Origin of the sequence: Mucilaginibacter sp. OK268 (assembly GCF_900103125.1) — a bacterium.
Taxonomy (GTDB): Bacteria; Bacteroidota; Bacteroidia; order Sphingobacteriales; family Sphingobacteriaceae; genus Mucilaginibacter.
Window position 1 is genome coordinate 1,064,506 of sequence record NZ_FNJV01000002.1, and the last position, 26,659, is coordinate 1,091,164.

General features: G+C 41.8%; 28 protein-coding genes. 8 read left to right on the plus strand and 20 right to left on the minus strand.

Going from position 1 to position 26,659, the window contains the following annotated elements; translation table 11 throughout:
- The 19 genes from BLR84_RS10160 to ubiE form a co-directional block, all read right to left on the minus strand.
- Positions 1-738, minus strand: coding sequence for a hypothetical protein (locus BLR84_RS10160; protein ID WP_090467441.1), 738 nt, complete (start codon positions 736-738; stop codon positions 1-3).
- Positions 739-740: 2 nt separating this feature from the next.
- The gene (gene nuoK / locus BLR84_RS10165; protein WP_090467443.1) at positions 741-1,046 is read right to left on the minus strand and encodes an NADH-quinone oxidoreductase subunit NuoK; all 306 of its coding nucleotides are present in this window, start codon (positions 1,044-1,046) and stop codon (positions 741-743) included.
- Positions 1,043-1,591, minus strand: coding sequence for an NADH-quinone oxidoreductase subunit J family protein (locus BLR84_RS10170; RefSeq protein WP_090467445.1), 549 nt, complete (start codon positions 1,589-1,591; stop codon positions 1,043-1,045). The genes nuoK and BLR84_RS10170 overlap by 4 nt, the downstream gene beginning before the upstream one ends.
- Entirely contained in the window at positions 1,588-2,175 is a 588-nt protein-coding gene (locus BLR84_RS10175) for a 4Fe-4S dicluster domain-containing protein (RefSeq protein ID WP_090467447.1), read from the minus strand. Before BLR84_RS10175 ends, BLR84_RS10170 begins: the two co-directional genes overlap by 4 nt.
- A gap of 156 nt (positions 2,176-2,331) precedes the next feature.
- On the minus strand, positions 2,332-3,402 hold the full coding sequence (locus tag BLR84_RS10180; RefSeq protein ID WP_090467449.1) for a complex I subunit 1/NuoH family protein: 1,071 nt from the start codon (positions 3,400-3,402) through the stop codon (positions 2,332-2,334).
- 234 nt (positions 3,403-3,636) lie between these two features.
- Positions 3,637-4,476, minus strand: a complete 840-nt coding sequence (gene murI / locus BLR84_RS10185) for a glutamate racemase (protein WP_090467451.1) — start codon at positions 4,474-4,476, stop codon at positions 3,637-3,639.
- Between the two features lie 67 nt (positions 4,477-4,543).
- Positions 4,544-5,056, minus strand: a complete 513-nt coding sequence (locus tag BLR84_RS10190) for an OmpH/Skp family outer membrane protein (protein ID WP_090467453.1) — start codon at positions 5,054-5,056, stop codon at positions 4,544-4,546.
- Between the two features lie 47 nt (positions 5,057-5,103).
- Positions 5,104-5,634 (minus strand): OmpH/Skp family outer membrane protein, encoded by a 531-nt coding sequence (locus BLR84_RS10195; RefSeq protein ID WP_090467455.1) that lies wholly within the window; start codon positions 5,632-5,634, stop codon positions 5,104-5,106.
- Between the two features lie 15 nt (positions 5,635-5,649).
- Entirely contained in the window at positions 5,650-8,202 is a 2,553-nt protein-coding gene (gene bamA, locus BLR84_RS10200; RefSeq protein WP_090467457.1) for an outer membrane protein assembly factor BamA, read from the minus strand.
- Between the two features lie 63 nt (positions 8,203-8,265).
- Positions 8,266-9,006 (minus strand): isoprenyl transferase, encoded by a 741-nt coding sequence (locus BLR84_RS10205; protein ID WP_090467739.1) that lies wholly within the window; start codon positions 9,004-9,006, stop codon positions 8,266-8,268.
- Between the two features lie 392 nt (positions 9,007-9,398).
- On the minus strand, positions 9,399-9,920 hold the full coding sequence (locus BLR84_RS10210; RefSeq protein ID WP_090467459.1) for an ExbD/TolR family protein: 522 nt from the start codon (positions 9,918-9,920) through the stop codon (positions 9,399-9,401).
- Positions 9,921-10,051: 131 nt separating this feature from the next.
- A complete protein-coding gene (locus BLR84_RS10215) occupies positions 10,052-10,831 on the minus strand; it encodes a type IX secretion system protein PorG (protein ID WP_090467463.1) in 780 nt (259 codons plus the stop codon).
- A 9-nt stretch (positions 10,832-10,840) separates the two neighbouring features.
- Positions 10,841-11,722: an NAD kinase gene (locus tag BLR84_RS10220; protein ID WP_090467465.1), complete on the minus strand. Its 882-nt coding sequence runs from the start codon at positions 11,720-11,722 to the stop codon at positions 10,841-10,843.
- A gap of 56 nt (positions 11,723-11,778) precedes the next feature.
- Complete coding sequence (locus tag BLR84_RS10225) at positions 11,779-12,441, minus strand: CBS domain-containing protein (RefSeq protein WP_090467467.1); 663 nt, start codon at positions 12,439-12,441, stop codon at positions 11,779-11,781.
- 4 nt (positions 12,442-12,445) lie between these two features.
- A complete protein-coding gene (locus BLR84_RS10230; protein WP_090467469.1) occupies positions 12,446-13,207 on the minus strand; it encodes an alpha/beta fold hydrolase in 762 nt (253 codons plus the stop codon).
- A gap of 232 nt (positions 13,208-13,439) precedes the next feature.
- On the minus strand, positions 13,440-13,889 hold the full coding sequence (locus tag BLR84_RS10235) for a GatB/YqeY domain-containing protein (protein ID WP_076374204.1): 450 nt from the start codon (positions 13,887-13,889) through the stop codon (positions 13,440-13,442).
- A gap of 106 nt (positions 13,890-13,995) precedes the next feature.
- Positions 13,996-14,754: an SDR family oxidoreductase gene (locus BLR84_RS10240; RefSeq protein WP_090467471.1), complete on the minus strand. Its 759-nt coding sequence runs from the start codon at positions 14,752-14,754 to the stop codon at positions 13,996-13,998.
- Between the two features lie 817 nt (positions 14,755-15,571).
- Entirely contained in the window at positions 15,572-16,315 is a 744-nt protein-coding gene (locus BLR84_RS10245) for a type IX secretion/gliding motility protein PorT/SprT (protein WP_090467473.1), read from the minus strand.
- 2 nt (positions 16,316-16,317) lie between these two features.
- Positions 16,318-17,049, minus strand: a complete 732-nt coding sequence (gene ubiE, locus BLR84_RS10250; protein WP_090467475.1) for a bifunctional demethylmenaquinone methyltransferase/2-methoxy-6-polyprenyl-1,4-benzoquinol methylase UbiE — start codon at positions 17,047-17,049, stop codon at positions 16,318-16,320.
- Between the two features lie 317 nt (positions 17,050-17,366).
- On the opposite strand from ubiE, the gene BLR84_RS10255 reads away from it, so the two are divergent.
- On the plus strand, positions 17,367-18,737 hold the full coding sequence (locus BLR84_RS10255; protein ID WP_090467478.1) for a Gfo/Idh/MocA family protein: 1,371 nt from the start codon (positions 17,367-17,369) through the stop codon (positions 18,735-18,737).
- An 83-nt stretch (positions 18,738-18,820) separates the two neighbouring features.
- Entirely contained in the window at positions 18,821-19,555 is a 735-nt protein-coding gene (locus tag BLR84_RS10260; protein WP_090467480.1) for a 3-keto-disaccharide hydrolase, read from the plus strand.
- 130 nt (positions 19,556-19,685) lie between these two features.
- Here BLR84_RS10260 and BLR84_RS10265 read toward each other — a convergent pair whose 3' ends face one another.
- On the minus strand, positions 19,686-20,174 hold the full coding sequence (locus BLR84_RS10265) for a VOC family protein (RefSeq protein WP_090467482.1): 489 nt from the start codon (positions 20,172-20,174) through the stop codon (positions 19,686-19,688).
- A gap of 205 nt (positions 20,175-20,379) precedes the next feature.
- On the opposite strand from BLR84_RS10265, the gene yihA reads away from it, so the two are divergent.
- The 6 genes from yihA (at position 20,380) to BLR84_RS10295 (ending at position 26,443) form a co-directional block, all read left to right on the plus strand.
- On the plus strand, positions 20,380-21,003 hold the full coding sequence (yihA, locus tag BLR84_RS10270) for a ribosome biogenesis GTP-binding protein YihA/YsxC (protein WP_090467484.1): 624 nt from the start codon (positions 20,380-20,382) through the stop codon (positions 21,001-21,003).
- Positions 21,004-21,858: a UbiA-like polyprenyltransferase gene (locus BLR84_RS10275; protein ID WP_090467486.1), complete on the plus strand. Its 855-nt coding sequence runs from the start codon at positions 21,004-21,006 to the stop codon at positions 21,856-21,858. It abuts the gene before it with no gap.
- A complete protein-coding gene (locus BLR84_RS10280; RefSeq protein WP_090467488.1) occupies positions 21,846-22,451 on the plus strand; it encodes a Crp/Fnr family transcriptional regulator in 606 nt (201 codons plus the stop codon). Before BLR84_RS10275 ends, BLR84_RS10280 begins: the two co-directional genes overlap by 13 nt.
- Before the next feature lie 167 nt (positions 22,452-22,618).
- Positions 22,619-23,551: an NAD-dependent epimerase/dehydratase family protein gene (locus BLR84_RS10285; RefSeq protein WP_090467490.1), complete on the plus strand. Its 933-nt coding sequence runs from the start codon at positions 22,619-22,621 to the stop codon at positions 23,549-23,551.
- A gap of 246 nt (positions 23,552-23,797) precedes the next feature.
- On the plus strand, positions 23,798-24,619 hold the full coding sequence (locus BLR84_RS10290; protein ID WP_090467492.1) for a universal stress protein: 822 nt from the start codon (positions 23,798-23,800) through the stop codon (positions 24,617-24,619).
- Between the two features lie 120 nt (positions 24,620-24,739).
- On the plus strand, positions 24,740-26,443 hold the full coding sequence (locus tag BLR84_RS10295) for a M3 family oligoendopeptidase (RefSeq protein ID WP_090467493.1): 1,704 nt from the start codon (positions 24,740-24,742) through the stop codon (positions 26,441-26,443).
- Positions 26,444-26,659 lie beyond the last annotated feature (216 nt).

The window sequence follows — 26,659 nt, forward strand, 5'->3', positions numbered from 1 at the left end:
TTATTTGGTATCTATTTTAACAAATGAAGGTGTGCGGCCATATCCCAAAACGTATTTCAAATTAAGATCCAGAACCTTATCATCTGAAAATAATTCGTATATTTTTTTTACCCTGTCGTCTGTTGATACAGCGTATTTTTCCCCGTTAATGATAAAAGCCAAGCCACTATCATTTTGGTGGTGTTTATTGAGATACGTTTTATATCCTGATGAAAGCCTGCTCAGTTTCTTTTGATATTGCTTAATGGCAAAATTCCGGGTAACGGCTGTTAAGGTTAATTTGTTTGTTGATGGATCAGCAGCTATTTTTTTTTCATATTTTGAACTTAAAATACGACGGCCTAATCGGGCTATTTCCATTTTGTTAGATCGCCTGCCATCTAAAATATAATCCGTAATCTCATTTTCGCCCGGGGAAGACCCTGCTGCAGGCTTGCCAGGAATACGGGGAGCCCTCATCGAGATCTGAATGGCGCCATTCCTTCCTTTTTTTCCAAATAGCGCCACTGCCTCAGCGGCCTTTAGTACTTTAAACTGGATAATATTATCCGTATTTAAACTGTCTAATATTCCGTTGTAAACTCTCCCGTTAATCGTAATATACGATCTGTTGCTGTCGATAACCGCGCTGCACATGACCATCTTCTTTTTGGGCCCATCAACATAAAATGTATCCCGCTTTTGGGCGAAAGCACCTGTAAAGGCCAGTAAGAAAAATATAACCACCAATCCTTTCATGCTCAATCCTTCAGTTTATTAATATCATTCGGATCGATGGTTTTATACCTGCGGTATACATTCAGGATAATAGCCAGCGCCACCGCTGTTGTGGCTGCGGCCAGCACAATAGCAAACAAGGCAAATATTTGTCCGCTGTTATTTACCTTATCATATTTACCATAAGCTACCAGGTTTAAAATAGCGGCGTTCAGGATCAGTTCGATACCTATCAATATCTGTATGGCGTTCCGTTTAGAAACAGTCATGTATAAGCCAATACAAAACAGGGCCGCGCTTACTACCAGGAAATCGGTGAGTGTGATCATGCTTTGCCCTCCTTACGTGATAAATGGGCCGCTCCTACCAAAGCTACCAGCAATAAGATCGATATGGCTTCAAAAGGCAACAGGTAACGGGTCATTAAATTTACCCCGATATTATCGATCATGATATCTTTCGGGCTGATCTCGTTTTTAAAACTGATCGCATCCCTAACCCACGGCAGATTATCCGCATCAGCCTTAAACAGAACGTTGGTCAGCACGATAAAAAACACGGCTGCCAAAAGTATGGCAGGCAACTTTTTCATACTAAAAAACTTCCCTTCCTGTTTTTGTAATACGTTGAGGGTTTCTTTTCCTGAAAGCATAAAGGCAAACAGGATAAGCACCAATATGCCACCAACGTAGATCACCACCTGGGTTACTGCCACAAAATCGGCCAGGGCCAGCACGTATAAACCAGCCAGCGAGAACAGGGTAACAAAAAATACAAATATGCTGCGCACCAGGTTTTTGCTGGAAGCCGCGTACAATGCCGAAGCAATGGCTATGAAACTTAAAAAGTAAAAAAGTACACGAACCAGGGTCATGCTTCGCCCTCCTTTTTCTGCATGGCAGCCAGTTTGGCTGCCTGCTTTTCGGCCTGTTGCTGCTCAAACAAAGCACGCTTCTCGGCAGCAACTTCCGGCGGCATGTCAGAGAACTGATAGGTAAGATCGCTCAGCTGAAATACCGTTTTATCATACTGATTGGTCATCACGATGCACTCTGTAGGGCATACTATGGTACACAGGCCGCAGTACATACACTTGGCCATATCAATATCAAACTTGGCGGCATAAAGGCGCTTGGTGGTACCATCAGATGTTTGTCCGATGGCTTCCGTAGCCTTGATCGATTCGATGTCGATACAGTTAACAGGGCATACCTTGGCGCACAAGTCGCATACGATACAATCGTCCATTTCCACATCCAGCTGATAACGGCCCACCTCGGGCACGGGCAGCTGCTGTTTGGGATATTGGATGGTGTTGGTACCTTCCAGCTGTTTAAAGTAATTATCGTCGCTTACGGTCGTGATCTTCCTGTCTGCATTGGAGGCAAACAGATGCTTCACGGTAAGGCTTAAACCTTTCCATGCCGTAGTAAAACCGTTAATTAATCTTTTAAACATCGACCGTTGATTTGTATGATTACGTTGATTCCGCTGATTTTTTGATTTTGATTTTGTCTGAACCTTGATTTATTGGATTCAGGGATTACCCTGATTCCTTTTGTTAGTTATTCCTTTTATCTTGTTTCTTGATTCTTATCTCTTGCCTCTCTCCCGCTACATCAACCAAAGCCTCCACACACCCGATATCAGCATACAGGCAAAAGCCAGGGGTGTGAGTACTTTCCAGCACAGGTTCATCAGTTGGTCGACCCTGAAACGGGGCAATGTCCACCTGATCCACATTTGTACACCAACCAATGCCAGGGTTTTCAAACTTACCCAAAAAATACCCCAAGCCATATTGGTTGTCCACGTAGCCAAATGTACCGGTCCTATATTAGGTAGCGGTGTATTCCAGGCCCCTAAGAATAGGATAACCCCGATCATGGATACCAGGAACATCATCGAATATTCGGCTAAAAACACCAATGCAAACCTGATGCCCGTAAACTCTGTGTGGAAACCTGCCACCAATTCTGATTCCGCTTCGGGGATGTCAAAAGGTGCCCGGTTACTTTCGGCCAGTGAGGCTATAAAATAGATCACAAACGCGATAATCAGGTGCGGAGCCCGGAAAATGTTCCAGCTAAACAAACCACCAATCGATGATACATCCCAAAAACCCGCGAACTTTATTTTTTCGCTGGCCAGGATACCTTGCTGCATGGCTACGTCCTGTAGGTTGAGTGTTTGTGCTATCATCACTACTGATATGATGGCAAAGCCTGCCGGTATCTCATAGGAGATGATCTGCGCGGCAGAGCGCATAGCGCCCAAGATAGAATATTTGTTATTTGATCCCCAGCCCGCCATCAGGATGCCCAATGTTTCCACAGAGATAATGGCAAAAATGTAATATATACCCAGATTTATTTTGGAGGGGATAAGACCAGGAGCCCAGGGCAGGGCGGCAAAGCCCATATAAACGGCAATAAAAATTACTGCCGGTGCCAGCATAAACAACCACTTATCGGCAGCAGCCGGAATGATGAGCTCCTTCTGGATCATTTTTAATATATCGGCCAGGGTTTGGAGCGAGCCAAATTTACCGGTTTCCGTTGGGCCAAGCCTGTCTTGTATAAATGCCGAAATTTTACGCTCGGCATAAACGCCAAACAGCGCAAAAAAGGCCGAAAAGCTAAATAACCCAATAGCTACAATAAAATATATGAGATAAGTATTCAAGGGGTCTATTTTGCTAAACCGCAAACTTACTAAATGTTATAATATTTTAGGGCGGGTAAGTTATATTAAGTTGGTGGGAATTGTGGGTGATGAAAATAAAAACGTACGTCATTGCGAGGTACGAAGCAATCCCTAAATTATACAGAGCCATTTACTCGAAGGGGAACTTATTTAATCGGCCTACATATGTAGAGATTGCTTAGTACTTCGCAATGACGCTTGATATTTTTTACCTCAGCACTTCACCAGATCATTGGCTGATATAAAAGTTGATTTTACCGGGGCCGAGAAAAATACGGAGGCATGATGGTCAAAATCGGCCGTATCATCGGTGGTGGTAAAAAACTCTTTGGTTTGGTTCCTGCTTAATTTGGTTTCTATTTCGGGATGGCGCTGCAGGTAATCAACCAGACTTTTGGCCACGATATCGCCCTGGGCCACCACTTTAACATGTGCGGGCAGGTTAGCCTCTATTTTTTGCTGTATAAGCGGATAATGGGTACAAGCCAGTAAAATGGTATCAATTTGAGGCGATTGCGTCATGATCTGATCCAGGTATAGTTTTACAAAGTAATCAGCTCCGGGCTGGTCGTACTCACCGTTCTCGATCAAGGGAACCCAAAGCGGGCATGCCTGCTGATGAACTTTGATATCCGGAAAAAAGTGCTGGATCTCCAAAAGATATGAACCCGATTGCACGGTTCCTTTGGTGCCCAATACGCCAATTTCTTTACTCTTGGTATAATTGCCTATAACCTCGGCCGTTGGGCGAATTACGCCGAGTATTCTTTTGGAAGGATCGACATTTTTGAGATCCTGCTGCTGAATGGTACGCAGGGCCTTCGCCGAGGCCGTATTGCAGGCTACAATGATGAGCGGGCAGCCCTGCTCAAAAAGCCATTGCACGCACTCCCAGGTATACTGATGAATGGTATTGAATGAGCGGTTACCATATGGCGCCCGGGCATTATCGCCCAGGTATATATAGTCATACTCCGGAAGCTGTTCTATAATTGATTTGAAAACAGTAAGGCCGCCAAAGCCCGAATCGAAAATACCAATGGGTTGATGCATATACAAAAATAAAAAAAGCGTCACGTAAATACGTGACGCTTTTTTTTAAATGACTAATAATTGATGCTTATTTTAATCCTAATTTCAATTTTACAGCAGCCATCAGGTCATCAGCATCCGGAGATACCAATAAACTTACCTGTGAAGAATCCAGTACGTAAGCGTATCCTTTTTCTTTAGCAACAGTATTAACTGCAGCAGTAGCTTTATCAATTAGTGGTTTACCCAATTCTTGTCTTTTAGCATCAACTTGTTGTTGCGCGTTATTTTGGTAATCCTGCATACGTTTTTGCAGATCTTGTAATTCGTTACCTTTTACGGTGCGCACAGCATCGGTCATAGTAGCCTGATTTTTTTGAAACTCCTGACCTTTTGTAGTGTACTCATTATTCATGCTGGTAAGCTGATCAATAAATGTTTTTTGATAAGCCTGCATCTGAGTGGTCACAGTTTTAGTTTCAGGCATCATGTCAATTAATTGGTTAAAATTAATGTGCCCGATCTTAGTCTGCGCATTGGCAAAGTTGCCCGCAAATAACATACCTACTGCAACTAAAGCAACTTTAAATAGTTTTTTCATTTTTCTTGTCCTGTGTTTAATAATAGTCTGTTTATTTATTCAAAAATTTATTTAGCAAATACTCCGGGCTTAAGCCCTAATTTGGTGATCACGTCGTTACTTCTGTTGTAACGCGGATTGGCGTACAACATAATTACTTCGCTGTTTTTATCAAAGATCATGTCCAGGTTATCGCCTTCGGCAATTGCTTGTACAGCTTTAGACACACGATCCTGGATTGGTTTAATCAAAGCATTACTCTTTTGTGAAAGCTCGCCATCGGGCCCAAATTTTTGACGTTGAAAATCCTTAGCGGCTTTTTCTTTATCAACAATTTCGGCCTCACGGCGTTTTTTCATATCGGCCGTCATTAAAACCTGGTCGGCCTGGTATGCTTTGTACAAGCGGTCAATTTCCTGAAAACGGCTATCCACTTCTTTTTGCCATTGATCAGATAATGCTGCCAGCTGTTTTTGTGATGATGCGTACTCGGGCATATGTTTTAATATATATTCCGAATCAACATAAGCAAAACGTTGCGCGTAAGCTCCCGTAAATGCTGTTAACGTTAAAAACGCTATTAAAATTATCTTCTTCATATATCTCTATGCAAATTAATTAAATCCGCCGGATAAACTCTGAGAAATTGTAAAATGGAATTGGCCCCTGTTTGCGTCAGGCTGACCTGGTATTTTATCAAATCCGTAGCCATAATCTAATCCAAGCAAGCCAAATATAGGTAAAAATATTCTTGCTCCAACACCTACTGAACGCCTAACGTTAAACGGATTGAACTGACTAAAGTTATTCCAAACGTTACCACCTTCGGCAAAAGCCAGTAAGAATATTGTGGCCGACTGGCTGGCAATTACCGGATGACGCAACTCCATTGTGTATTTATTGTAGATGGTACTACCTGTGTTAGTGTTGTCATTTTCAGTTGAACCTTCGGGCACGATAGAGAAGTTTTTGTAACCCCTTAAACCGATGATCTCACTTCCTTGTAAAAACTGGTAACTCTGCATACCATCGCCACCCAGTTTGAAGCGCTCAAACGGCGACGGACCTACGTCTTTATTGTACATACCCAGGAAACCAAACCTCACTTGCGACATCAGTACGAATTTACCAACCAGTTTGGAGAACCATTGCGCATCATACTTAAATTTATAATACTCCACAAAATGGTAGCGTTCTTCTGGGGTTGCTATTTTATAGTTGATATTATTAAATAAAGAGTATGGAGGGGTTGCTTGTACTGTAAATTTAATATTTGAACCCTGTGTTGGAAAAATTGGCGCATCAATAGAGTTGCGGCTTAATTCCTGGGTTAACTTAATGTTGTATGAGGTACCATTGGTAAATAAATAACCGGTATAGTTATCCAGGTTGTAGTGATCGACGTTTAACGAGTAGTTTAACTGGAAGTAGTTATCAGGCCATTTTAAACGTTTACCCAAAGTTACACCGATACCGTTTATGCGCAGGTTATTGTACAATGGGCTCGATTTGGGATAATATTGGCTTGTTGAGCTACCTTGTGTATAAGCTGATAAGGCAAAGTAGATAGGTTTTTTACCACCTAACCATGGCTCAGAGAAAGTAAAAGAGAAGTTCTGATAGGTACGTCCACTTGACTGTCCACGTAAGCTTAGTTTTTGACCATCGCCTTTTGGCAGCGGTTTGTAGGCTTTGAGGTTAAAGATGTTTCTTAACGAGAAGTTGTTGAACGTTAAACCCAGTGTACCCACCAACTGGCCACCACCGAAACCACCCGATAGCTCGATCTGATCTGAAGGTTTTTCAACTACGTTGTAAACCAAATCAACTGTACCATCCTGTGGGTTGATGTTAACCGGTTTTGGTTCTGTTTTTTGCTCATCAAAGTTACCCAACTGACCAATTTCACGTGAGCTACGGATCAGCAAGTCTTTGTTGAATTTTTGACCTGGCTTGGTTTGTATCTCGCGCATAACCACTTTATCATTGGTTACATCGTTACCTTTTAAGCTAACGCGGTTAATGGTGTATTGCGGACCTTCGTAAACACGGATGTCCAAATCAACCGTATCGTTATAAACCTTAACCTGTACCGGATCGGCAGTGTAAGTCAGATAACCATCATTAAGGTATAATGACGAAACATCATCATTGCTTGGGGTTGGGCCCACCAATCTTTTGTTCAGTTCATCTTCGCTAAATACATCACCTTTTTTAACGTGCAGTATCCTGTTTAATAAGTCGGTAGAGTATTTGGCATTACCAGACCATTTTACATTACCAAAGTAATATTTAGGGCCTTCGTAAACTTTAATTTTCACGTTAACGGTGGTTGCATCGTGGCTCCATACAGAATCACTTACGATCTCCGCGTCGCGGTAACCTTTGCCCTGCATCGATTCAACCAGGCTTTGCTTGTCTTCTTCGTATTTATCTTGCTTGAATTTTTTAGACCCAAACAGGTTGTACCATTTCTTTTCGCGGGTCTTTTTCAAAAAGCCTTTCAGTTTTTTTGATGAAAATGCCTTGTTGCCTTCAAAAACAACTTCGTTTATTTTTACTTTGGTTTTTTTATCAATAGCAACATCCAATATCACACTATTGGCATCTCCCGGATCTTTACGCTGGGTAAGCTTCACAGTTGTATTCAAAAAGCCCTTTTCACCAAAATGTTTTTTGATGATAGCTGTAGTTGTATTTATTAAATTTTCGTTGACGATTTTCCCGGTGCGGTCATTCAGTTTTTTCTGTACATCTTCAATCTCACCTTTACGTATACCTGTAATATGCAGGCGCGATAAACGCGGGCGTTCAGAAACAGCTATCTCCAGGTAAATGGTATCCTGGTTAATTTTAGTAATGTTTAACTGTACATCATCAAATAAGCCCTGGGAGTATAATGTTTTTATAACCTCGGCATTACGCTCGCCCGGTAGGTTGATACGGTCGCCCTTGGTTAATTTTGAAAGTTGTATCAAAATATCTTTGTCCAGATACTTTGCCCCACTAACAGAAATACCTCCAATAATGTAATCCCGGGGATTAAGATAACTTAAACTATCGGCCGGTATCGATTTTGTCAGTGGTGTTCTCTGAGGATTGGAAACCTGGGCAAACGCGGAGGTAACAAAAACAGAGAAAAGAATAGCAAAAAGAAATTTATACATTCGAATATTTTAGTGGGCTAAAATTAATTTATACAGTTGTTAAAAAGTGTTAAAAGTAAAAATTTAGTTAACTTGCTCACTTGTCATACCAAAACGGCGCTCCCGTTTCTGATAATCAAGTATAGCTTCGTACAAATCTTCCTTTCTAAAGTCGGGCCAAAACTTAGGTGTAAAATACAACTCAGCATAGGCAATTTGCCATAATAAATAGTTACTTATACGGTATTCACCGCTTGTTCTGATCAATAATTCAGGATCAGGCATATCGCCGGTAAAGAGGTTATTCTCAAAAACATCCTCGTTGATATCCGTTATCTCCAATTCGCCTTTTTGTACCTTGATGGCTATATTTTTAGCCGCGCGTACAATTTCGCGTCGCGAACTGTAGCTTAGTGCCAGCGTAAGCACTACCCCGGTGTTTGCCGATGTTTTTTCCATAGCGGCAGTAAGTTCCCTGTTACATTTATCGGGTAACATATCCAGATCGCCTATGGCATTTAGTTTAATATTGTTTTTCATAAAACCGGCTATTTCTTTATGAATGGTGCTTACCATTAATTCCATAATGGCCATAACCTCCAGCTTGGGCCGGTTCCAGTTTTCGGATGAAAATGTATAGAGTGTTATGTATTTTATACCTAATTTATCAGCGCCTTCAACAACATCCCTAACAGATGTTACTCCGTTATGATGGCCAAATACTCTTAATTTGCCTTTTTCTTTTGCCCAACGACCATTGCCATCCATAATAATGGCAACATGTTTTGGTAGCCTTAACAAATCAATCTGATCCAAATATCCCATACTGTTCATTATCAAAAGCTACTCTGTGAATGCCCGCAAAAGACATGCTTGTGTTTTAATTTTATCAATGCTATGACTAAATAAAATATTTGTTCAACATAAGTCCTCTAAAATAGCACCCGGCCACGCAATTGTAAAAATTCAAATTGCCGGTTTTTTCAGGGTACAAAGGTAAAACTTACTTTGTATTTTTTTAGTATGCGGTATGAAAAGAAAATGTTATTATCAATAATGCACTAAAATGATGCAAAAAGCACACAAATAACCGGTTAAGTAATGATTTATTACACTTATTTAAAATCAGAATTTAAAGGCCGGGCATCAAAAATCATCGAATGATCATGGTGCCTGGCCTTTAAATCTGCTTATTTTAAGTCGCAAAAGGAGTGCTGTTAATAAATTCCTTTCTGTTTGAGCATATCCGTATCGTGCGGGTCAATATCTACAATAGCATAGGTAGATACATCGGTTATGGTGAGTTCGTCTAAAACATTAACCAGGTTATTATACACCGAATGATCGGATGGTTTTACCAGCACGATCATGCTTTTACCGGTTTTATCGTGTACCGATTTACCAGTTTCAAGCAATATCTTGCGAATACCTTCTTTACTAAAACCGGTAATAGCCGGTGCTACGACCGGTTTTTCCAACTCGCCCAAGTAATACATCAGCTGGTTATTTTTACCCAGGCATACGGTAAGGCTACGGGATGATGGGATGGGGTTATGATCTTCACCCACGGGCATAGTTAAGTCCATCGCTTTAGGTTTTGCCAGGGTAGTAGTCATGATAAAAAAGGTGATCAGCAGGAATGCCAGATCAACCATTGCGGTTAGGTCTACACGAAGGTTCATTCTTTTGCGTTTGTGTGTCCTGCCTGTTTTTGGGGTTGAAGGATTTAACTCAGCCATGATCTTAAAGTTTAAGGTTAATAATAAACACCCACAATTATTGGCGTTTATAAATTAAACGTAAAATTTAATTTCGATATTGTGTATAAAACAAAATATAATTTTGCTTTATACACAATAAACCATACAAGCTAATAGTAGCACCGCTGGGTAACGAAGGTATAGGAGATGGTAAAGCCTAAAAAGAAATAAGTATCACGGGGTTTAAAGTCGCCACGCTGGGAGCCTATCGCGTTTTGAGGTTTGCCTACTTCACCCGAACGATCGGCAAGGGCTCTGGAGTAGTCATTTGGCAATTGACCAGGATTGGCATATTTACCGCTTACATCATCCAGATAATCGGTAAAAGTGTAGCGGTAACCCAAATCGCCGGCAACTGTCCATTTAGTATTAAAATTATATTTTATACCTACACCATATGGAATTATAATAGTGTTTTTACCGTATGTGGGTTCATTCTCGGTTCTTAATTGTCTTAACCCGTATGATTGTCCGTTATAATTAGCACGTGGGGCATAAGAGGTTATACCAACACCCGTGTATATATAAGGTGTGTACTTATGCGGACCTGCATCGGGGATGTAGTTCATAAAGTTAAACTCACCGATAAGACTCAACTCTTTTAAAGGATCATTAAAACTCAAATTACGATCCCTGAACTGCTGACTGTTTGATTTACTATCATCGGCGCTGATCTTACCGTAAGTAAAATTCAATTTTGCCGAAAAATAACCATCGAAATTACGCGCAACAAATAAGCCACCGGAGATGCCACTTATTTTAACCGGATTGTTGGGGTTAAGATCGCCGATATATCCTGCGCCGCCAAGTGCACCGCCAACCTCCCAGGTTTGAGCCTGCAATTGATAGGATATAAATAAAAAAAATAGAAGTGTTAAAAATTTGGGCATTAAGCAAATTTAGTAATTACGGGCATCTAAGCCCCATAATAATTTGTTTCTTAACGTGGTTAAGTAACTTTCATTATTTAAACGTACCAAATTCAGCTGAAAATCAGCCTTTTGAACGTGAAATTTAACAGTTTGATCTAATGCGGCCACGCGCGAATCGCATGATACCAGATAGTTGGCACTGCGGCTCTCTACTTCAAAACATAGTTTACTGCTGTCAGGTATAATAATTGGCCTTACATTAAGGTTATGGGGTGATACCGGTGTTAGCACAATACTGTTTGACTGTGGGAATATAATTGGCCCGCCGCAACTTAATGAATAAGCAGTTGATCCGGTTGAGGTAGATATAATAATACCATCGCCCCAATAAGAGTTTAAAAACTCATCGTTCAAAAACACATGGGTGATGATCATGGCTGCATCGTCGCGCTTATGGATGGTTACATCGTTCAGGGCGAAATTATCCTCACCAAAAATTTTCATGGTTGAATCAATGGTTAGCAACTCACGGCAGTCAAGCGAAAATTCTTTATTTACTACTGCATGTATAGCTGCTGTGATGTCATTTTTATTGATGCTGGCCAAAAACCCAAGGCGACCAAAATTGATACCGATCACAGGGATACCAGAATCGCGGATCACGGTTACCATGTCAAGTAGGGTGCCATCACCCCCAAGGGTTAAAAAAAGATCTATAAACCCTTTTATAGAATCGGTATTTTCAAGTACGCTATATTTTACACTGCTTATTTTATCCTGCAGATATTCATTGAGCTGGTGATGAACATATATCTCGACATTGTGGAGTGCCAGGTTATCAAATACCTGCTGGATATATGGTATTACAGACGGATCATTAAAGGGTCTGCCGTAAACTGCTATCTTCATTTATGATTATTATTTGACGATGGACCATGGACCATCGTCCATGGACTAACTCCATTTTATAGATTAAGGTAATTCATTAGTGAGTCGTACCGGTCTTTTGCGTTATCGTTATTATCGGTATTGTTAAAAGTAGCTTTTACATCATACTCATAACGCAAAAAGGTAGCTATTATAGCCGAAATATCCTGCTTGTTTACTTTAAGGGTCACTTCCATCTTGGTAGAATCCGGAAAAGTTTGTACATATGAGCTTAGTATCTGGGCATTGTCCGACTCTACAATTTGTGCCATGTGAGCCAGCGAGTTATTTTTATTACCAATCTCCAATACGATGATACCACCCGGCTCAGCTACCGCGGTGATCTTTGCAAAATATTCTGTGATAGCATTAACGGATATCAAACCAAGATAGTTTCGTTTAGCATCAAGCACCGGGATGGCAGTAAGCTGGCGCTCATAAAACATGCGGATCACATCATATATATGCTGATCTTCGAGCACATATGGGTTTACCTGCGATAAGGCCAACGCCCCAATAGCGGTCTGGTAATCGCTCTCGCCTACCAGGTCATCCTCGGCTACCAGGCCTAAAAACTGTTCTTCATTTACAATAGGCAAATGTCTGAGGCGGAACTCTACCATGCGGTCGAGTACTTTCTGTATCGTATCAGAAGTGTGTACCGGCGGAATCGCATCTGCCATCAGTTCAATTGCTACCATGATATTAAACTTTTAGTTTTTCCAAAAATCCAGTTAACAACCTGTTAAACTCTTGTGGACGCTCCATCATCGGCGCATGTCCGCATTTATCTATCCAATGCAATTCGGCATTAGGCAAAAACTCATTAAACTCTAAAGCCACTTCGGGCGGCGTTATTTTATCATCCTTACCCCATATCAAACATACCGGAAGATCCATTTTATGCAGATCCTTCTTCATGTTGTGCCGGATAGCCGATTTTGCCATAGCCAGTAATCTTACCACACTGTGCCTGTCGTTAATTAACTTATATACGTCATTAACCAGTTCATCGGTTGCCACAACAGGGTCATAAAAAGTATATTGCACTTTTTCCCTTACAAAATCAATGCTCTCGCGCCGTGGGAACGAGCCCCCAAACGCATTTTCGTATAAACCGGAACTACCGGTTAATACCATGGCTTTAATATTTTCGGGGTGAGCTAAAACATAAATCAAAGCTACGTGCCCTCCCAATGAATTACCAAGTACCGTTATATTACTTAACTGTTTAAACTTTATAAATTTATGTACAAATTTTGAAAGACTCTTTACACCTGTGGTTAAAAGAGGCATATCGTAAATTGGAAGTATAGGTATAATAACACGATATTCTGACTTGAACTCTTCAACAACTTCTTCCCAATTGCTCAGCGCCCCCATTAAACCATGTAATAACAACAACACCTCACCTTCGCCCTCATCTATATAACTAAACCCGTGTTCCTCTTTAAGCACGAAATCCATATAAAATTCTAATATTAATTTTTTAAAACTTTCTATACCGAAATCAAATTCGGTACAAATTCTATTATTCCGCCATAAAATTAGTTTATTACGGATGAGTTACAACAATTATAGTAATAAATTTCTAAGTCTTGAGTCCTGAGTTTTAAGTATTGAGTTCTGAGTATTGAGTTTTAAGTCAATTACATACTTTCAAACTCAGAACTCAATACTCATAACTTGCTACTCCAAACTAACCCAGCAATTGTCTTACTACTTCTGATATGGTTTTGCCGTCGGCTTTACCTGCAAGCTCTTTATTGGCGGCTCCCATCACTTTTCCCATATCACTGGTTGATGTTGCGCCCAACCTGCTGATCAGTTCCTGCAGATAACCTTCAATTTCAAAACGGGTCATTTGTTGAGGTAAATACGGCTCTATCACCTTCATTTCTTCTATTTCAATCTCATAAAGATCTTCGCGGTTTTGTGTTTTATAGATATCCGCCGATTCTTTACGCTGTTTGATCAACCTTTGAAGTACCTTGATCTCTGCCTCGGCAGTAAGCTCCTCAGCCGCCCCTTTTTCAGTTTTAGCCAATAACAAAGCTGATTTTATAGCACGGAGCCCTCTTAAACGATCGGCCTGTTTGGCCAGCATAGCCAGCTTAATGTCCTGGTCTATTTGATTTATTAATGACATTTTATAATTAGTGAATTATTGCGTTTTGAATTAGTGATTTGTGAAAATAGTATTATTATTTCATCATCTGCACATCTGAAATTTGCACATCTGCACATTTAACCTCTTATTTTCTGAATATATTACCTGCTGTAGCTTGTGCGCTTGGCATAATCACCAGATCGTTAATGTTCACGTGTGCCGGGCGCGATGCAACAAACCATATGGTTTCGGCAATATCATCAGCAGCAAGCGGTTCAAAACCTTCGTAAACTTTTTTAGCCCGGTCTTTATCCCCCTTGAAACGGACTTCTGAAAATTCCGTCTCCACAGCTCCAGGATGTACAGCCGTAACCTTTATACCATGTGATAACAGATCAATACGCATCCCTTTATTTAAGGCATCAACCGCGTGTTTGGTAGCACAATATACATTACCATTGGCATATACCTCTTTGCCCGCTATAGAGCCCAGGTTTATGATATGGCCATATCCGTTACCGATCATCCAGTTGGATACTACGCGACTTACATAAAGCAGGCCTTTTACATTGGTATCAATCATGGTATCCCAATCATCATAGCTGCCATTTTGTATAGGATCAAGTCCCTGGCTTAGTCCGGCGTTATTGATCAATACATTAACCTTTTTCCATTCGGCAGGTAAGCCTTCCAGGTTTTCAACTACCTGTTCCCGGTTGCGTACATCAAATGATGATACCGCAACCTCCACATTATATTTATCATTTAAATGGTGAGCCACTTTTTCCAGGCGGTCTAGCCGGCGGCCGGTTAATATCAAATTATAGCCTTCGCGGGCAAATACATGTGCGCAAGCCTCGCCAATACCGGCGGTAGCTCCTGTAATTAAAGCAATTTTAGTCATGGTACGTAGATAACTATTGCGGCGAAATTATGTTTTTTACTTTAAACTATTGTCGGGCAGGGGTAATGATGTTTTGTTAGCGCCGATCCTTAAAGAAATTTGAGCTCTATAGCGTTTTGCATAAATAAGCGTTTTTTTGACTCGTAGAGTCAACCCCTCTCCGAGGCAAAAACTACTATCTATTTTTTTCAACAAAGGGGTTATCCCTCTGGGATATTTTTTCGGGCAACGCAATTTACGTCAACCATGAATTGACGTATAATATTGGCTTGAATTGACTCAATTAACAAAAAAGTGGGTTTACATGGTTTACACTTTTCATGGTTAACATTCATTTAAATTATTATTAATCAGATACTTATATTTTATTCCACAAAAAAAGTGTAAACCATGTTTTTTGTATAAATATTACCGGCTAAACACCCAAGTGATCACTAGTGCCGGGCCGCGGTAAAAAGTAAGGCTATATTTGATTCGCAGGCCAAAGACCTGAAAATAATCGTCATCCGACTGGAGCCCACGGGTGTTGGGAGGATAAAATATTAGCTATACGTATTGAATTTTATGTTGATATGCTCCATTAGGAGCTATCCATTTGTAGTCAAAATCGCTATCCGTATTTTATGCCTCGTAGAGGCTATCCTTGTACGGCATAGCGGTTTATTTAGGGTTGCACCTACGGAGCAAAAGATATTTTACCGGGTATGCTACAAATAGGTAGCTCCTAACGGGAGCATACTTGCCTAATAATACTTTAATAAGGTTTTCTTATCTTCCCAACACCTGTGGACTGGAGCCTGGGAAAAGCCCCTTTTTCCTATTCAAAAAACAGGCTGAACATAATGGTATGCAGCGACAATTTACTGATAGGCGCCGAGAATGGCTGATTTTCCGGCAGCAACACATTGCCAAAAGAGTTGGATATTTTGATCTCGGGCGAAAGTTTAAAAAATTCAAAATAGATATCGCAGCCCAAACCTGCCTCGTACGAGCCGTAGCCACTTACATTTTTAACCAGTTTATCCATCAGGTCAAAGTTAGCATCATTCTTTTTTGCCGCGATAGAATGGGAATACTTAACCCCTCCCAGCATATAGGCTCTGAAATTACCTAACCTGTCTGATTTTAACTTAAACGACAAAGGTGCATCAACCGTGGTTGTTTGAACCTTCTTAGTTACATCCGGGTTTTGGGTGGGATCCTGATAGGTATAAGTCAAAGCCCTATCCGCAAAAACCAATGATGGCGTAAAACGCACTTCCAGGTGGTCGGTTAAGCTATAACGGGTAACAAAGCCAACCGCGAAGCCGGGCGTGCTTTTAGAACTGATACTATTTAAAGGACTGGTTAAAAACTGGCCATTATCAGGATTGGTAAACGGAGTGCGCCAGTCTGGCTTTTTAACGATCTTGAAATCGCTGCTTACATAAGTAAAACTAAAACCAAAGCTAAAATCCTGCAGATCGGCCCCGCCGCCCCATGCCGGTACCCTGTCTTGTGCAAACATTAATTTGCTGCAACACATCAGTATAAATATAACCAGGTACCCTTTTAAATTCATTTTTATTTAATGCCTGTATATATAGAACATATCCCAAACAACAATGGCCGGTGTTTGGTGTTTTTAAACCCAACTTTTTCCATCAGGCTAACAAAACTTTTTCCATCCGGGAAAGCCGCTACCGACTCCGGCAAATAGGAATAAGCCCTTGCATCCTTGCTGAACAGTTTACCAATACCTGGTGTAATATAGTTGAAATAAAAATTATACAACTGTTTTACCGGGAACACGCGGGGCTTTGAAAATTCCAGCACCACCGCTTTGCCTCCTGGTCTTAATACCCTTTGTATATCGGCCAGGCCTTTTTCCAGGTTTTCAAAATTACGCACACCATAAGCTACCGTAACCGCGTCAAATTCATCGGCCTCAAAAGGCAACTTTTCCGAATCACCCAGTTTTACTTCAAATTTGTCGCTAAGGTTACGTTTCTGTATCTTCTGTTCGGCAATATCAAGCATTCCGCGCGAAATATCAACACCAATTATTTTTTCGGGGTTAAGCGCTTTTAAAGCCTCAAACGCGAAATCGCCGGTACCGGTGGCCACATCCAGTATCAGTTTGGGTTTATCTTTTTTTAATTCGTTGATAGCTTTTTTACGCCAGATGATATCGATCCCCAATGACATGAAGTGATTAAGGAAATCATAAGTTTTGGATATATTATTGAACATATCGGCCACCTGTTCTTTTTTGGTGGCCTGCTGATCGTGGTAGGGTGTTATAGTTTTGCTCATTTGTATAGTAACGGCAAAGATAGTGATTGTATGCTTATTAGTTAATGGTTCATAGATCATAGTTCATGGTAGCTGCTAATTGGTTGATGATTACATTTTTCTTCTTCTTTTCTATGATCAATTAACCATCAACTACGGTCTATGAACTATTAACTATGATCCATGAACCACAAACTATGAACTATCAAGTCAATTCATTAATTTTAAAAACCAATTATTACCAAATAGGTGAACAGGGTTATTCTCCTTAAAAGTATAACCAGGGTTCATTAGTGCTCTTTAAATTAAATATTGTTATAAAATTCATTTCCTGATCTATGAAAGAAAAACAAGAATCGTCGCGCCGTAGCTTTATTAAAAAATTAGCCACCACCACAGCTGCCGTTGCCGCGGGTACCAGCGTGTTTGCTGCTGATCATCCGCTAAAACCTTTTTCCATACTGAAAAGACCCTTAGGGTACAGCCTAAACGACCAGATCAACATCGCGTTGATTGGCGCCGGCGGTATGGGTACACAGGATGCCATTGTGGCCCTGCAAATTCCGGGGGTAAAGCTGGTGGCTGTTTGCGACCTATATGATGGCCGCCTTAAAGATGCCAAAACCCGTTGGGGCGCCGATATTTTTACCACCAAAGTTTATAAAGAGATACTGAACCGCAAAGATATTGACGCGGTAATTATTGGTACGCCCGATCATTGGCACCAGCAAATATCTGTTGATGCCATGCATGCGGGCAAACACGTGTATTGCGAAAAACCCATGGTACATGGCATAAGCGAAGGTCCTGCGGTAATTAAAGCTCAAAAGGAAACAGGAAAAATTTTCCAGGTGGGCAGCCAGGGTGTATCATCATTAGGTAACGAGAAAGCGCACGAACTATTAAAAAGCGGAGCCATTGGTGAGCTCAATTACGCCGAAGGTTTCTGGGCCCGTCGTGAGCCACTGGAAGTTTGGCAATACCCTATTCCTGATGATGCATCTGCACAAACAGTTGATTGGGAAACTTACATCAGCAATACCAAAAAGCGCGATTATGATTCCAAACGCTTTTTTCGCTGGCGCAATTATACCGATTATGGCACAGGCATGGCCGGTGATTTGTTTGTACACCTGTTCTCCAGCCTCCATTTCATCACCGATTCTGTTGGCCCTAATAAGATCTATGCCGCGGGCGGACTCCGTTTCTGGAATGATGGCCGCGAAGTCCCCGACGTACTGTTAGGCACATTTGATTATGGTAAATCGGCAGCCCACCCTGCCTTTAATCTATCCTTACGTTGCAACTTTGTAGATGGTACCAGCGGCACTACTTACCTGAAACTGGTAGGCAGCGAAGGTTCCATGGATATTACCTGGGATAAAGTAACGCTGAAAAGAAACAAAACCTTTGGTTCCGACGATCCTTTTTACCTGGATAAGCTCAAAAAAGCAGGCAGTGGTTATGCTGAGCGTAAAAAGATGGTACCACCCGAAGAGATAGTTTATGATGCCGAAAAGGGATATAAAGGTGGCCCATATGATCACATGAATAACTTTTTTAATGCGATCCGTAATAACGGTAAAGTAACTGAGGACGCCATTTTTGGCTATCGCGCGGCGGCTCCTGCCCTGTTGTGCAACGATAGTTATTACAACAACAGCCCTATGTTCTGGGATCCTGAAAAAATGCAATTGATTAAAAAATAAGTGAGTGGTTGATTGGGTGAGTGGTTGATTAAGTTTTTTATCAACCACTCACCCAATCAACCATTCACCTAATCAACTAAAAAATGAAACAACAAATAAAAAAATTTGGTTTGATATTGGCCGCGGCTGGCCTGGTTTGTGTGCAAACTTCGGGGATCCCGGTAAATGGCCCTGCACCTGTAAAAAAGGTTGCACCCAAAGGTGGCTGGGTAAGTTTGTTTGACGGCAAAAGCCTGAAAGGCTGGCATGGTTTTAATAAAAAAGGACCTGTAAAAAACTGGACCATTGTTAATGGTGCCCTCGTTTGCCTGGGTGCCGCCCAGGGCGATACTGGCGGTGATATTGTTACCGATAAAAGTTACGCTAATTTTGAACTCTCCTGGCAATGGAAAATTGACAAAGGCAGCAACAGCGGCGTATTATACCACGTGGTTGAAGACCCTAAATTTGATGCTACCTATGTAACCGGCCCCGAATACCAGATCATTGACGATAACGGCTGGCCCGAAAAACTGGAAGACTGGCAAAAAACAGGCTGCGATTACGCTATGCACCTGCCCAATGATAAAAAGAAGATCATGCCTGTAGGCGAATGGAACACCAGCAAAATTGTTTTTAACAAAGGCCATGTGGAGCACTGGCTCAATGGCGCTAAAATCCTAGAATTCACTGCCTGGGATGCCGACTGGCAAAAGAAAAAAGCCGAAGGCAAATGGAAAGATCATCCTGACTATGGCAATGCCAAAACCGGCCTGATAGCTTTGCAGGACCATGGTCACAAAGCCTATTTTAAGGATATTAAGATAAGGGAGCTGTAAATATAATATAATAGGTGCGTCATTGCGAGCGTAGCGTGGTAATCCCCGACTTACAGAGTCACTCTGTATAGCTTAGAGATTGCTTCGTACCTCGCAATGACGTATTTTTTGCCGATCTTAGTTCAGACGGTTACTTCAACAATCCCAGCAACCCCTCAATATCCAACCTTCGGGTGTACATACCCAAATTACCGTTCTCATCTTTGGGCCATTGTTCTTTGGGTCTGTCCCAATACAATTCCACGCCGTTCTGATCAGGATCGTTCAAATAAATAGCTTCAGATACACCATGGTCTGACGCACCGGTGATCTGGTATTTAGCATCGATCAATCGTTGCAATGCTACGGCCAGGTCTTTCCGTTCCGGGTACAAAATAGCAGTATGGTATAATCCGGGTGCATACTCTGGTGCCGGTGGCGCCCCTTTGCTTTGCCAGGTATTCAAGCCGATATGGTGATGATATCCTCCGGCTGATATAAAAGCAGCCTGGTCGCCATAGGCAGCCATTTTTTCAAAACCGAGCAAACCGCAATAAAAATCAAGCGAACGCTGCAGGTCGCTTACCTTTAAATGTACATGGCCTATACGTGTTTGGGCAGGGATTTTATAATCGTTCATTTTTTTGCTATATGTTGTAAAGTTACAATGTTTTAATGTTGGTAATGTTGAATTGATGTAAAAGATGTTTAAACATCTAACTTACCTATTAAACTTTTGTATTATTGCCAGATGTTATAAGTACAGCTTCACAGACGTTACAACTTTATAACCTTCCAACATTACAACAACATTTAAACAAAACAAAAAGTCCTACCTTTGCAGCATGATTGTTAAATCGGCCGAATTTATTTGCAGCAATACCCAGATCTCCAAGCTACCACCACCGGTAAAGCCCGAATATGCTTTTATCGGCCGCTCAAACGTGGGTAAGTCGTCATTGATCAATATGCTTACCGCAAAAAAGGGACTGGCCAAAACATCGCAAACACCTGGTAAAACTCAGCTCATTAACCATTTTTATATCAATGAGAGCTGGTATATTGTGGATTTGCCGGGCTACGGTTATGCAAGAGCCTCTAAAACCAATAAAGCCAATTGGAGCAAATTTATCCACACCTACCTGGATAAGCGCGAAAGCCTGCAATGTGTAATGGTATTGATCGACAGTCGCCTGGAGCCTCAAAAGATCGACCTGGAATTTTGCAACTGGCTTGGCGAAAAAGGTTTATCATTTGTATTGATATTTACCAAGGCTGATAAGCAATCAAGCGTTAAAACCGATCAGAACATCGCTAAATTTAAAAAAGCTATGTTAGCTACTTTTGAAGAAGCACCTCATTATTTTGTTACCTCATCAGAAACCCATCTGGGTCGCGAGGAGATACTGGCTTTTATAGATAATATTAATAAGGATTTTGTAATACCGCATTTTGAACCAAGAGATTAAATGAAAAAATATCTTTCATTAGTAACATTTGCACATACCATTTTTGCTATGCCCTTTGCCTTTATTGGCTTTTTTTTGGCGGTTACCACCACACAACATCAGTTCGACTGGCGTAAACTGGTTTTAATGGTGCTGTGTATGGTGTTCGCCCGCAACTCGGCTATGGCTTTTAACCGCTACCTGGACAGGGACATCGACGCGCAAAATCCACGCACCAAACAGCGCGATATACCTTCAGGTCGCATCAGTGCTTCGGCGGCTTTAACTTTTACACTGATTAACTGCGCCTTATTCATCGCGGCTACCTGGTTTATCAATCCATTGTGTTTTTACTTGTCGCCGGTGGCTTTATTTGTGGTGATGGGTTACAGCGCCACCAAACGTTTTACAGCGCTTTGCCATTTGGTATTGGGTTTGGGTTTATCATTGGCTCCCATTGGCGCTTACCTGGTAGTAACCGGGGCTTTTGCTTTAACACCTTTATTCTTCTCGCTTTCGGTTTTATGCTGGGTGAGCGGCTTTGATATTATTTACGCCCTGCAGGACGAAGATTTTGACCGCAGCCTTAAACTGCACTCCATCCCTGCATACTTGGGTAAAGTAAACGCTTTAATATTGTCCACTTTTTTACATGTGCTCTCGGCCGCCTTTATTATTATGCCGGTATTCTTTACACATGTAGGTTTCTTATATTATATAGGTATCGCGTTCTTTTGTGCCATGCTTATTTATCAGCACCTGCTGGTAAAACCAAACGACCTGAGCAGGGTAAATTTTGCATTTATGACCACCAATGGCATTGCCAGCGTGGTATTTGCCGCATTATTTCTGTTAGACAGGGTATGGATACACTAACCGCGCTTAACCAGTTCAGGGAGCATATCAGCATGTTCGTTCCGCTAAATGATGCGGAGTGGCAGATTTTAATGCCCTACCTGGAGGTAAGCACGCTTAAGAAAAAGAAAAACTTTGCTGAGCCCGGTAAAGTGTGTAACCATATCGGTTTGGTTGTAAAAGGATCGGTACGTTTTTTTCACATTAAAGACGGCGAAGAAATTACCGGCTACTTCAGCTTTGAAAATGAATTCGTCAGCTCATACAAAAGCTTTTTAACCCGTCAGCCGACCATCAGCTATATACAAACGCTGGAAGATACCCAATTTGTAACCCTGAGCTATAATGCCATGCAGCAAATTTATGATCATGAGCAAATCGGGAAGAAAATGGAACGTTTTGGTCGCTTAGTAGCCGAACATTACTTGATCTGCTATGAAGACCGTGTGGCATCCTTCGTTACCCAAACCCCCGAAGAACGTTATCACAAGCTACTGGAAACCGGCGGCGAAGTTTTACAACGCATCCCACAACATTATATCGCCAACTTTTTAGGCATAACCCCCGTTTCGCTGTCCCGCATCCGCAGAAGGATCATGAAGATAAGCGCTTAACCTCTCCTAAATCCTCTCCAAAGGAGAGGACTTTGATAAGCTTAAAGATATTTTTAGCTCCCTCTCCTTTGGAGAGGGCTGGGGTGAGGCACTATTTTCTTATCTTAAGTTAACGTTTTGATTTACAAAGCTCGGCTACCTTTGTTATACACAAAACAAGAAAACATATGCATACTATACTAGGAGCCGGTGGCCCGGTAGCCAACGCCCTCACCCAGGAATTGATCAACAACAATGATACTGTACGTTTGGTAAGTCGCAAACCCGTACAGATAGAAGCGACTAACGTAACCTGGCAAAAAGCCGATCTGTTAAATTATGACGAAATATTGCAGGCTTCATTAGGTTCAACCGTCATATACCTGTGCGCAGGCCTGGTTTACGATAAAGATGTATGGAGACAACAATGGCCCGTAATTATTCAAAATGTGATCAACGTTGCCAAAGCAACAGGCGCGCGTTTGATATTTTTTGATAACGTTTACAGTTATGGCCTGGTTAACGGTGCCATGACAGAGGATACTCCTTACCACCCCAGCAGTGTTAAAGGCGAAATACGCGCCGGTGTTGCCAACACCTTAATGGCCGAAGTTAAAGCAGGCAACATCCGGGCTAGTATTGCCCGTGGGGCAGATTTTTATGGCACCGACTCCCTGAATGCCTTTTTTGATATAATGGTGCTGAAACGCTTTTCTGAAAAGCTGAACGCGCAATGGATAGGCAAAGCCAAAACCCGGCACAGCTTTACCTATATCCCAGATGCCGGCAAAGCGATGTTCCTGCTGGGGCAACATCCCGAAAGCGATAACCAAATATGGCATATGCCAACCGCACCGGCCATAACCGGCCAGCAGTTTATTGAACTTGCCGCCCGTATTTACAAGGTGAAACCAAAATTTTTCGCGGTTAATAAATTCCTGCTCTGGGCATATGGCCTTTTTAACAAAACGGTAATGGGCACGGTAGAAATGTATTATCAATATGATCACGATTACATTTTTGATTCCAGCAAGTTTGAAAAAGCTTTCAACTTCAAAACCACCAGTTATGAGGATGGTATCAAACACATGTCCGAAACATTGTATAAGGCATCAGCTTAAATAAATACAAATTTGAAGCATAATAGCCCTAAGTAGATATAGAATATCTTAAAAAGGGAGGTGTCACCCTGAGCTCCGTCGAAGGGTCGCGCGCAGAGGCCTACCCACCATGGTTCGACGGGGCTCACCATGACACCTTTTTTTGGTTTTAGGACCAATGTATTACATTCTGCAATATTACCTTGGGATAACAATTGATGTGATAATTGCAGCTAATTTCAACCTTTATAATTTCATCCTTATATTATGAAAACCATATTAGCTGCAACCAATTATACAGATCTGGCTGAAAACGCCGTTTCCTGGGCCGCCGGCATAGCCCGTTTAAACCGTCATAAATTAATTCTGTTGAATGATTTCACGATCTCCGTACATGTAGAGAACGCTCGTCTTTCGGCCCAGCACGTGGAAGAAATGGTAGAAGCCAACAGGCTGCTCCTGGAGTCGAAAGCATTATTACTGGCCGACGAATACGGCATCGAAACGGTAGCCAGAGCTACCTTCTCTTTTATAGATAACGCCATTAAGGAAATAGTTGCCGAATATCAACCGGAATTTATTGTGATGGGAATGGAAGAAAAATCATTGGAGCAGGAGCTTTTGGGAAATACCACTACATCAATCATCAAAAAACTGCGGACCCCGGTGTTGGCTGTTCCTGCTAAGGCAAAGTTCAGCGTTCCTAAAAAGGTACTTTTTGCCTGCGATGTACTGAACGGGGTTTCTGAGGAGATTCTGGCCCAGGTTAAAGATGTTGCATTGGTTACCAAGGCCGAGATCGAAGTGCTTTTGGTCAATCAAACCGTGGAAGAATTGCAGGAAGCGGGTGCAGACGCGGCAGCATTAAACCGCATCGACGACGGATTGGAGGGTATTGATTATTATTATAAAAACGTCAAATCCGACTCTATTATTGACGGCATAGCCAACGAGATCAAAAGGTTCGGTGCCGATCTTTTAATCATGGTTCCGGAGCAACACGGTTTTTGGGGCTCCATGGTGCATCGCAGCAAAACACGGATCATGGCCTCAGGCTTAAATATTCCTCTATTTTCAATTCCTGTTTAAATGATTTTAAGTTATTGATCAGAAAGCGGAGAAATGCAAATTTTCCCCACTTTCCGGTCTTTCGAACTTCCCGACTAATCTGCATATTTGCACATACGCATATCTGCATATTCATAAATTATGATCCACAAAAAAACAAGAACATACATCCCGGCTACACTCGAAATGAAGTGGGAAAACCTGGAACCTATTTATAAAGAACTGCTTGACCGCCCCATCAATTCCGTTCAGGAGCTTGAAAAATGGCTGCACGATAAAAGCGAGCTGGAAGCCGCTTTGGAAGAAGATTTTGCCTGGCGCTATATCCGAATGACCTGCGATACCGCCAGCGAAGAACTGCTACAAAACTTCCAGTACTTTGCTACTGAAATTGAGCCTAAAGTTGCGCCTTATGGTAACGAGCTCAATAAAAAGCTAGTTGCCAGCCCATATGTAGATCAGCTTGACGGCGAAAAATATTTTATCTTTTTACGTGCTGTAAAAAAAGCCCTTGAACTATTCAGGGAAGAGAATATCCCGGTACAAACCGAGATCCAGGTTGAACAGCAAAAATACCAGTCGATCACCGGGGCGATGTCGGTTCATATCGATGATAAAGAATTTACTTTAGAACAAGCCTCCGTATTTTTAAAAGGTACCGACCGTGTTAAACGTCATGAAGTTTGGGAAAAGATAACCAAACGCCGCCTGCAAGATAAGGATCAGTTAAACGAACTGTTTGATCACCTGCGTAAGTTAAGGCATACTGTGGCTACCAACGCCGGCTTTGAAAACTTCAGGGATTATATGTTCCAGGCGTTGGGCAGGTTTGATTATACCCCGCAGGACTGCTATGCCTTCCATGCCGCTATTGAAACCGAAATAGTACCTATCCTGCGTGAGCAGGCCGAAAAACGTAAAGCAGCACTTGATCTGCCCGAATTAAAACCTTGGGATATGGATGTTGATATATCGGGCAAACCAGCACTAAAACCGTTTAACAGTGGTAATGAGCTCATCGAAAAATCAATCCAGTGTTTCAGCAATATTAACCGTTACCTGGGCGAGCGTTTGGAGATCATGAAGGATAATAAACTGTTTGATGTGGAGAGCCGCAAAGGTAAAGCTCCGGGTGGTTATAACTACCCGCTGTCTGAAACCGGCGCGCCATTCATCTTCATGAACTCGGCCAATACTTTCCGCGATCTCACTACCATGGTACACGAAGGCGGTCACGCTGTGCATACTTTTTTAACTGCCGATCTGGAGCTGAATGATTTTAAACACTGCCCGTCGGAAGTGGCCGAGCTGGCTTCCATGTCGATGGAGTTAATCTCTATGGATAACTGGGATGTGTTTTTTGATAATGAAGAAGACCTGAAACGCGCCAAACGCGATCAGCTTTTCGACGTATTGAAAACACTGCCATGGGTAGCTGTTGTTGATCAGTTTCAGCACTGGATCTACACCAACCCAAATCATACAGACGAAGACCGTAAAACAGCCTGGATGGAGATCTATGAGCCGTTTGGCGCCGGCTTTGTTGATTGGAGCGAACATCCTGATGCCGAAGCCAACCTGTGGCAAAAACAGCTGCATATTTTTGAAGTTCCGTTTTACTATATCGAATATGGCATGGCTCAGTTAGGCGCCATCGCGGTATGGAAAAATTATAAAGAAAATCCCGAAAAAGGTTTGAAACAATACCTTGATGCCCTGAAATTGGGTTATACTAAAACCATTAAAGAAATTTACGAAACCGCTGGTATCAAATTTGATTTCAGCGCGGCTTATGTAAAAGAGCTGGCCGAATTTGTAAAGGCCGAAATGGATAAGATCAACTAAAAACAATGTCGATCAGTGCAAAAGCCTCTCCGTTTGGAGGGGCTTTTTTATTTGTAGCCAGTCAAATTGTATTGTTTTTAATACAAAAATATCATCACTCCGTCCCTCCCGATAGGGCTTGATAAGTTTGCATCTATCCTACTCTGTAACAGCGTCATCCATCGTTTATTGACTAAGTAAAACCATCGCCAATTGACTACTGGCATAACTCTTGTA

Bases quoted from the DNA above. Each gene is read 5' to 3' on its own strand.
- ubiE (WP_090467475.1), bottom strand. From the start codon at position 17,049: ATGAGCAAAACTATAACACCCTACCACGATCAGCAGGCCACCAAAAAA.
- BLR84_RS10260 (WP_090467480.1), top strand. From the start codon at position 18,821: ATGAAACAACAAATAAAAAAATTTGGTTTGATATTGGCCGCGGCTGGC.
- nuoK (WP_090467443.1), bottom strand. From the start codon at position 1,046: ATGATCACACTCACCGATTTCCTGGTAGTAAGCGCGGCCCTGTTTTGT.
- BLR84_RS10245 (WP_090467473.1), bottom strand. From the start codon at position 16,315: ATGAATTTAAAAGGGTACCTGGTTATATTTATACTGATGTGTTGCAGC.
- BLR84_RS10160 (WP_090467441.1), bottom strand. From the start codon at position 738: ATGAAAGGATTGGTGGTTATATTTTTCTTACTGGCCTTTACAGGTGCT.
- BLR84_RS10265 (WP_090467482.1), bottom strand. From the start codon at position 20,174: ATGAACGATTATAAAATCCCTGCCCAAACACGTATAGGCCATGTACAT.
- bamA (WP_090467457.1), bottom strand. From the start codon at position 8,202: ATGTATAAATTTCTTTTTGCTATTCTTTTCTCTGTTTTTGTTACCTCC.
- BLR84_RS10275 (WP_090467486.1), top strand. From the start codon at position 21,004: ATGAAAAAATATCTTTCATTAGTAACATTTGCACATACCATTTTTGCT.
- BLR84_RS10220 (WP_090467465.1), bottom strand. From the start codon at position 11,722: ATGAAGATAGCAGTTTACGGCAGACCCTTTAATGATCCGTCTGTAATA.
- BLR84_RS10280 (WP_090467488.1), top strand. From the start codon at position 21,846: ATGGATACACTAACCGCGCTTAACCAGTTCAGGGAGCATATCAGCATG.
- BLR84_RS10190 (WP_090467453.1), bottom strand. From the start codon at position 5,056: ATGAAAAAACTATTTAAAGTTGCTTTAGTTGCAGTAGGTATGTTATTT.
- BLR84_RS10195 (WP_090467455.1), bottom strand. From the start codon at position 5,634: ATGAAGAAGATAATTTTAATAGCGTTTTTAACGTTAACAGCATTTACG.
- BLR84_RS10225 (WP_090467467.1), bottom strand. From the start codon at position 12,441: ATGGTAGCAATTGAACTGATGGCAGATGCGATTCCGCCGGTACACACT.
- BLR84_RS10205 (WP_090467739.1), bottom strand. From the start codon at position 9,006: ATGGGATATTTGGATCAGATTGATTTGTTAAGGCTACCAAAACATGTT.
- BLR84_RS10235 (WP_076374204.1), bottom strand. From the start codon at position 13,889: ATGTCATTAATAAATCAAATAGACCAGGACATTAAGCTGGCTATGCTG.
- BLR84_RS10215 (WP_090467463.1), bottom strand. From the start codon at position 10,831: ATGCCCAAATTTTTAACACTTCTATTTTTTTTATTTATATCCTATCAA.
- BLR84_RS10285 (WP_090467490.1), top strand. From the start codon at position 22,619: ATGCATACTATACTAGGAGCCGGTGGCCCGGTAGCCAACGCCCTCACC.
- yihA (WP_090467484.1), top strand. From the start codon at position 20,380: ATGATTGTTAAATCGGCCGAATTTATTTGCAGCAATACCCAGATCTCC.
- BLR84_RS10175 (WP_090467447.1), bottom strand. From the start codon at position 2,175: ATGTTTAAAAGATTAATTAACGGTTTTACTACGGCATGGAAAGGTTTA.
- BLR84_RS10170 (WP_090467445.1), bottom strand. From the start codon at position 1,591: ATGACCCTGGTTCGTGTACTTTTTTACTTTTTAAGTTTCATAGCCATT.
- BLR84_RS10255 (WP_090467478.1), top strand. From the start codon at position 17,367: ATGAAAGAAAAACAAGAATCGTCGCGCCGTAGCTTTATTAAAAAATTA.
- BLR84_RS10290 (WP_090467492.1), top strand. From the start codon at position 23,798: ATGAAAACCATATTAGCTGCAACCAATTATACAGATCTGGCTGAAAAC.
- BLR84_RS10240 (WP_090467471.1), bottom strand. From the start codon at position 14,754: ATGACTAAAATTGCTTTAATTACAGGAGCTACCGCCGGTATTGGCGAG.
- murI (WP_090467451.1), bottom strand. From the start codon at position 4,476: ATGCATCAACCCATTGGTATTTTCGATTCGGGCTTTGGCGGCCTTACT.
- BLR84_RS10230 (WP_090467469.1), bottom strand. From the start codon at position 13,207: ATGGATTTCGTGCTTAAAGAGGAACACGGGTTTAGTTATATAGATGAG.
- BLR84_RS10295 (WP_090467493.1), top strand. From the start codon at position 24,740: ATGATCCACAAAAAAACAAGAACATACATCCCGGCTACACTCGAAATG.
- BLR84_RS10210 (WP_090467459.1), bottom strand. From the start codon at position 9,920: ATGGCTGAGTTAAATCCTTCAACCCCAAAAACAGGCAGGACACACAAA.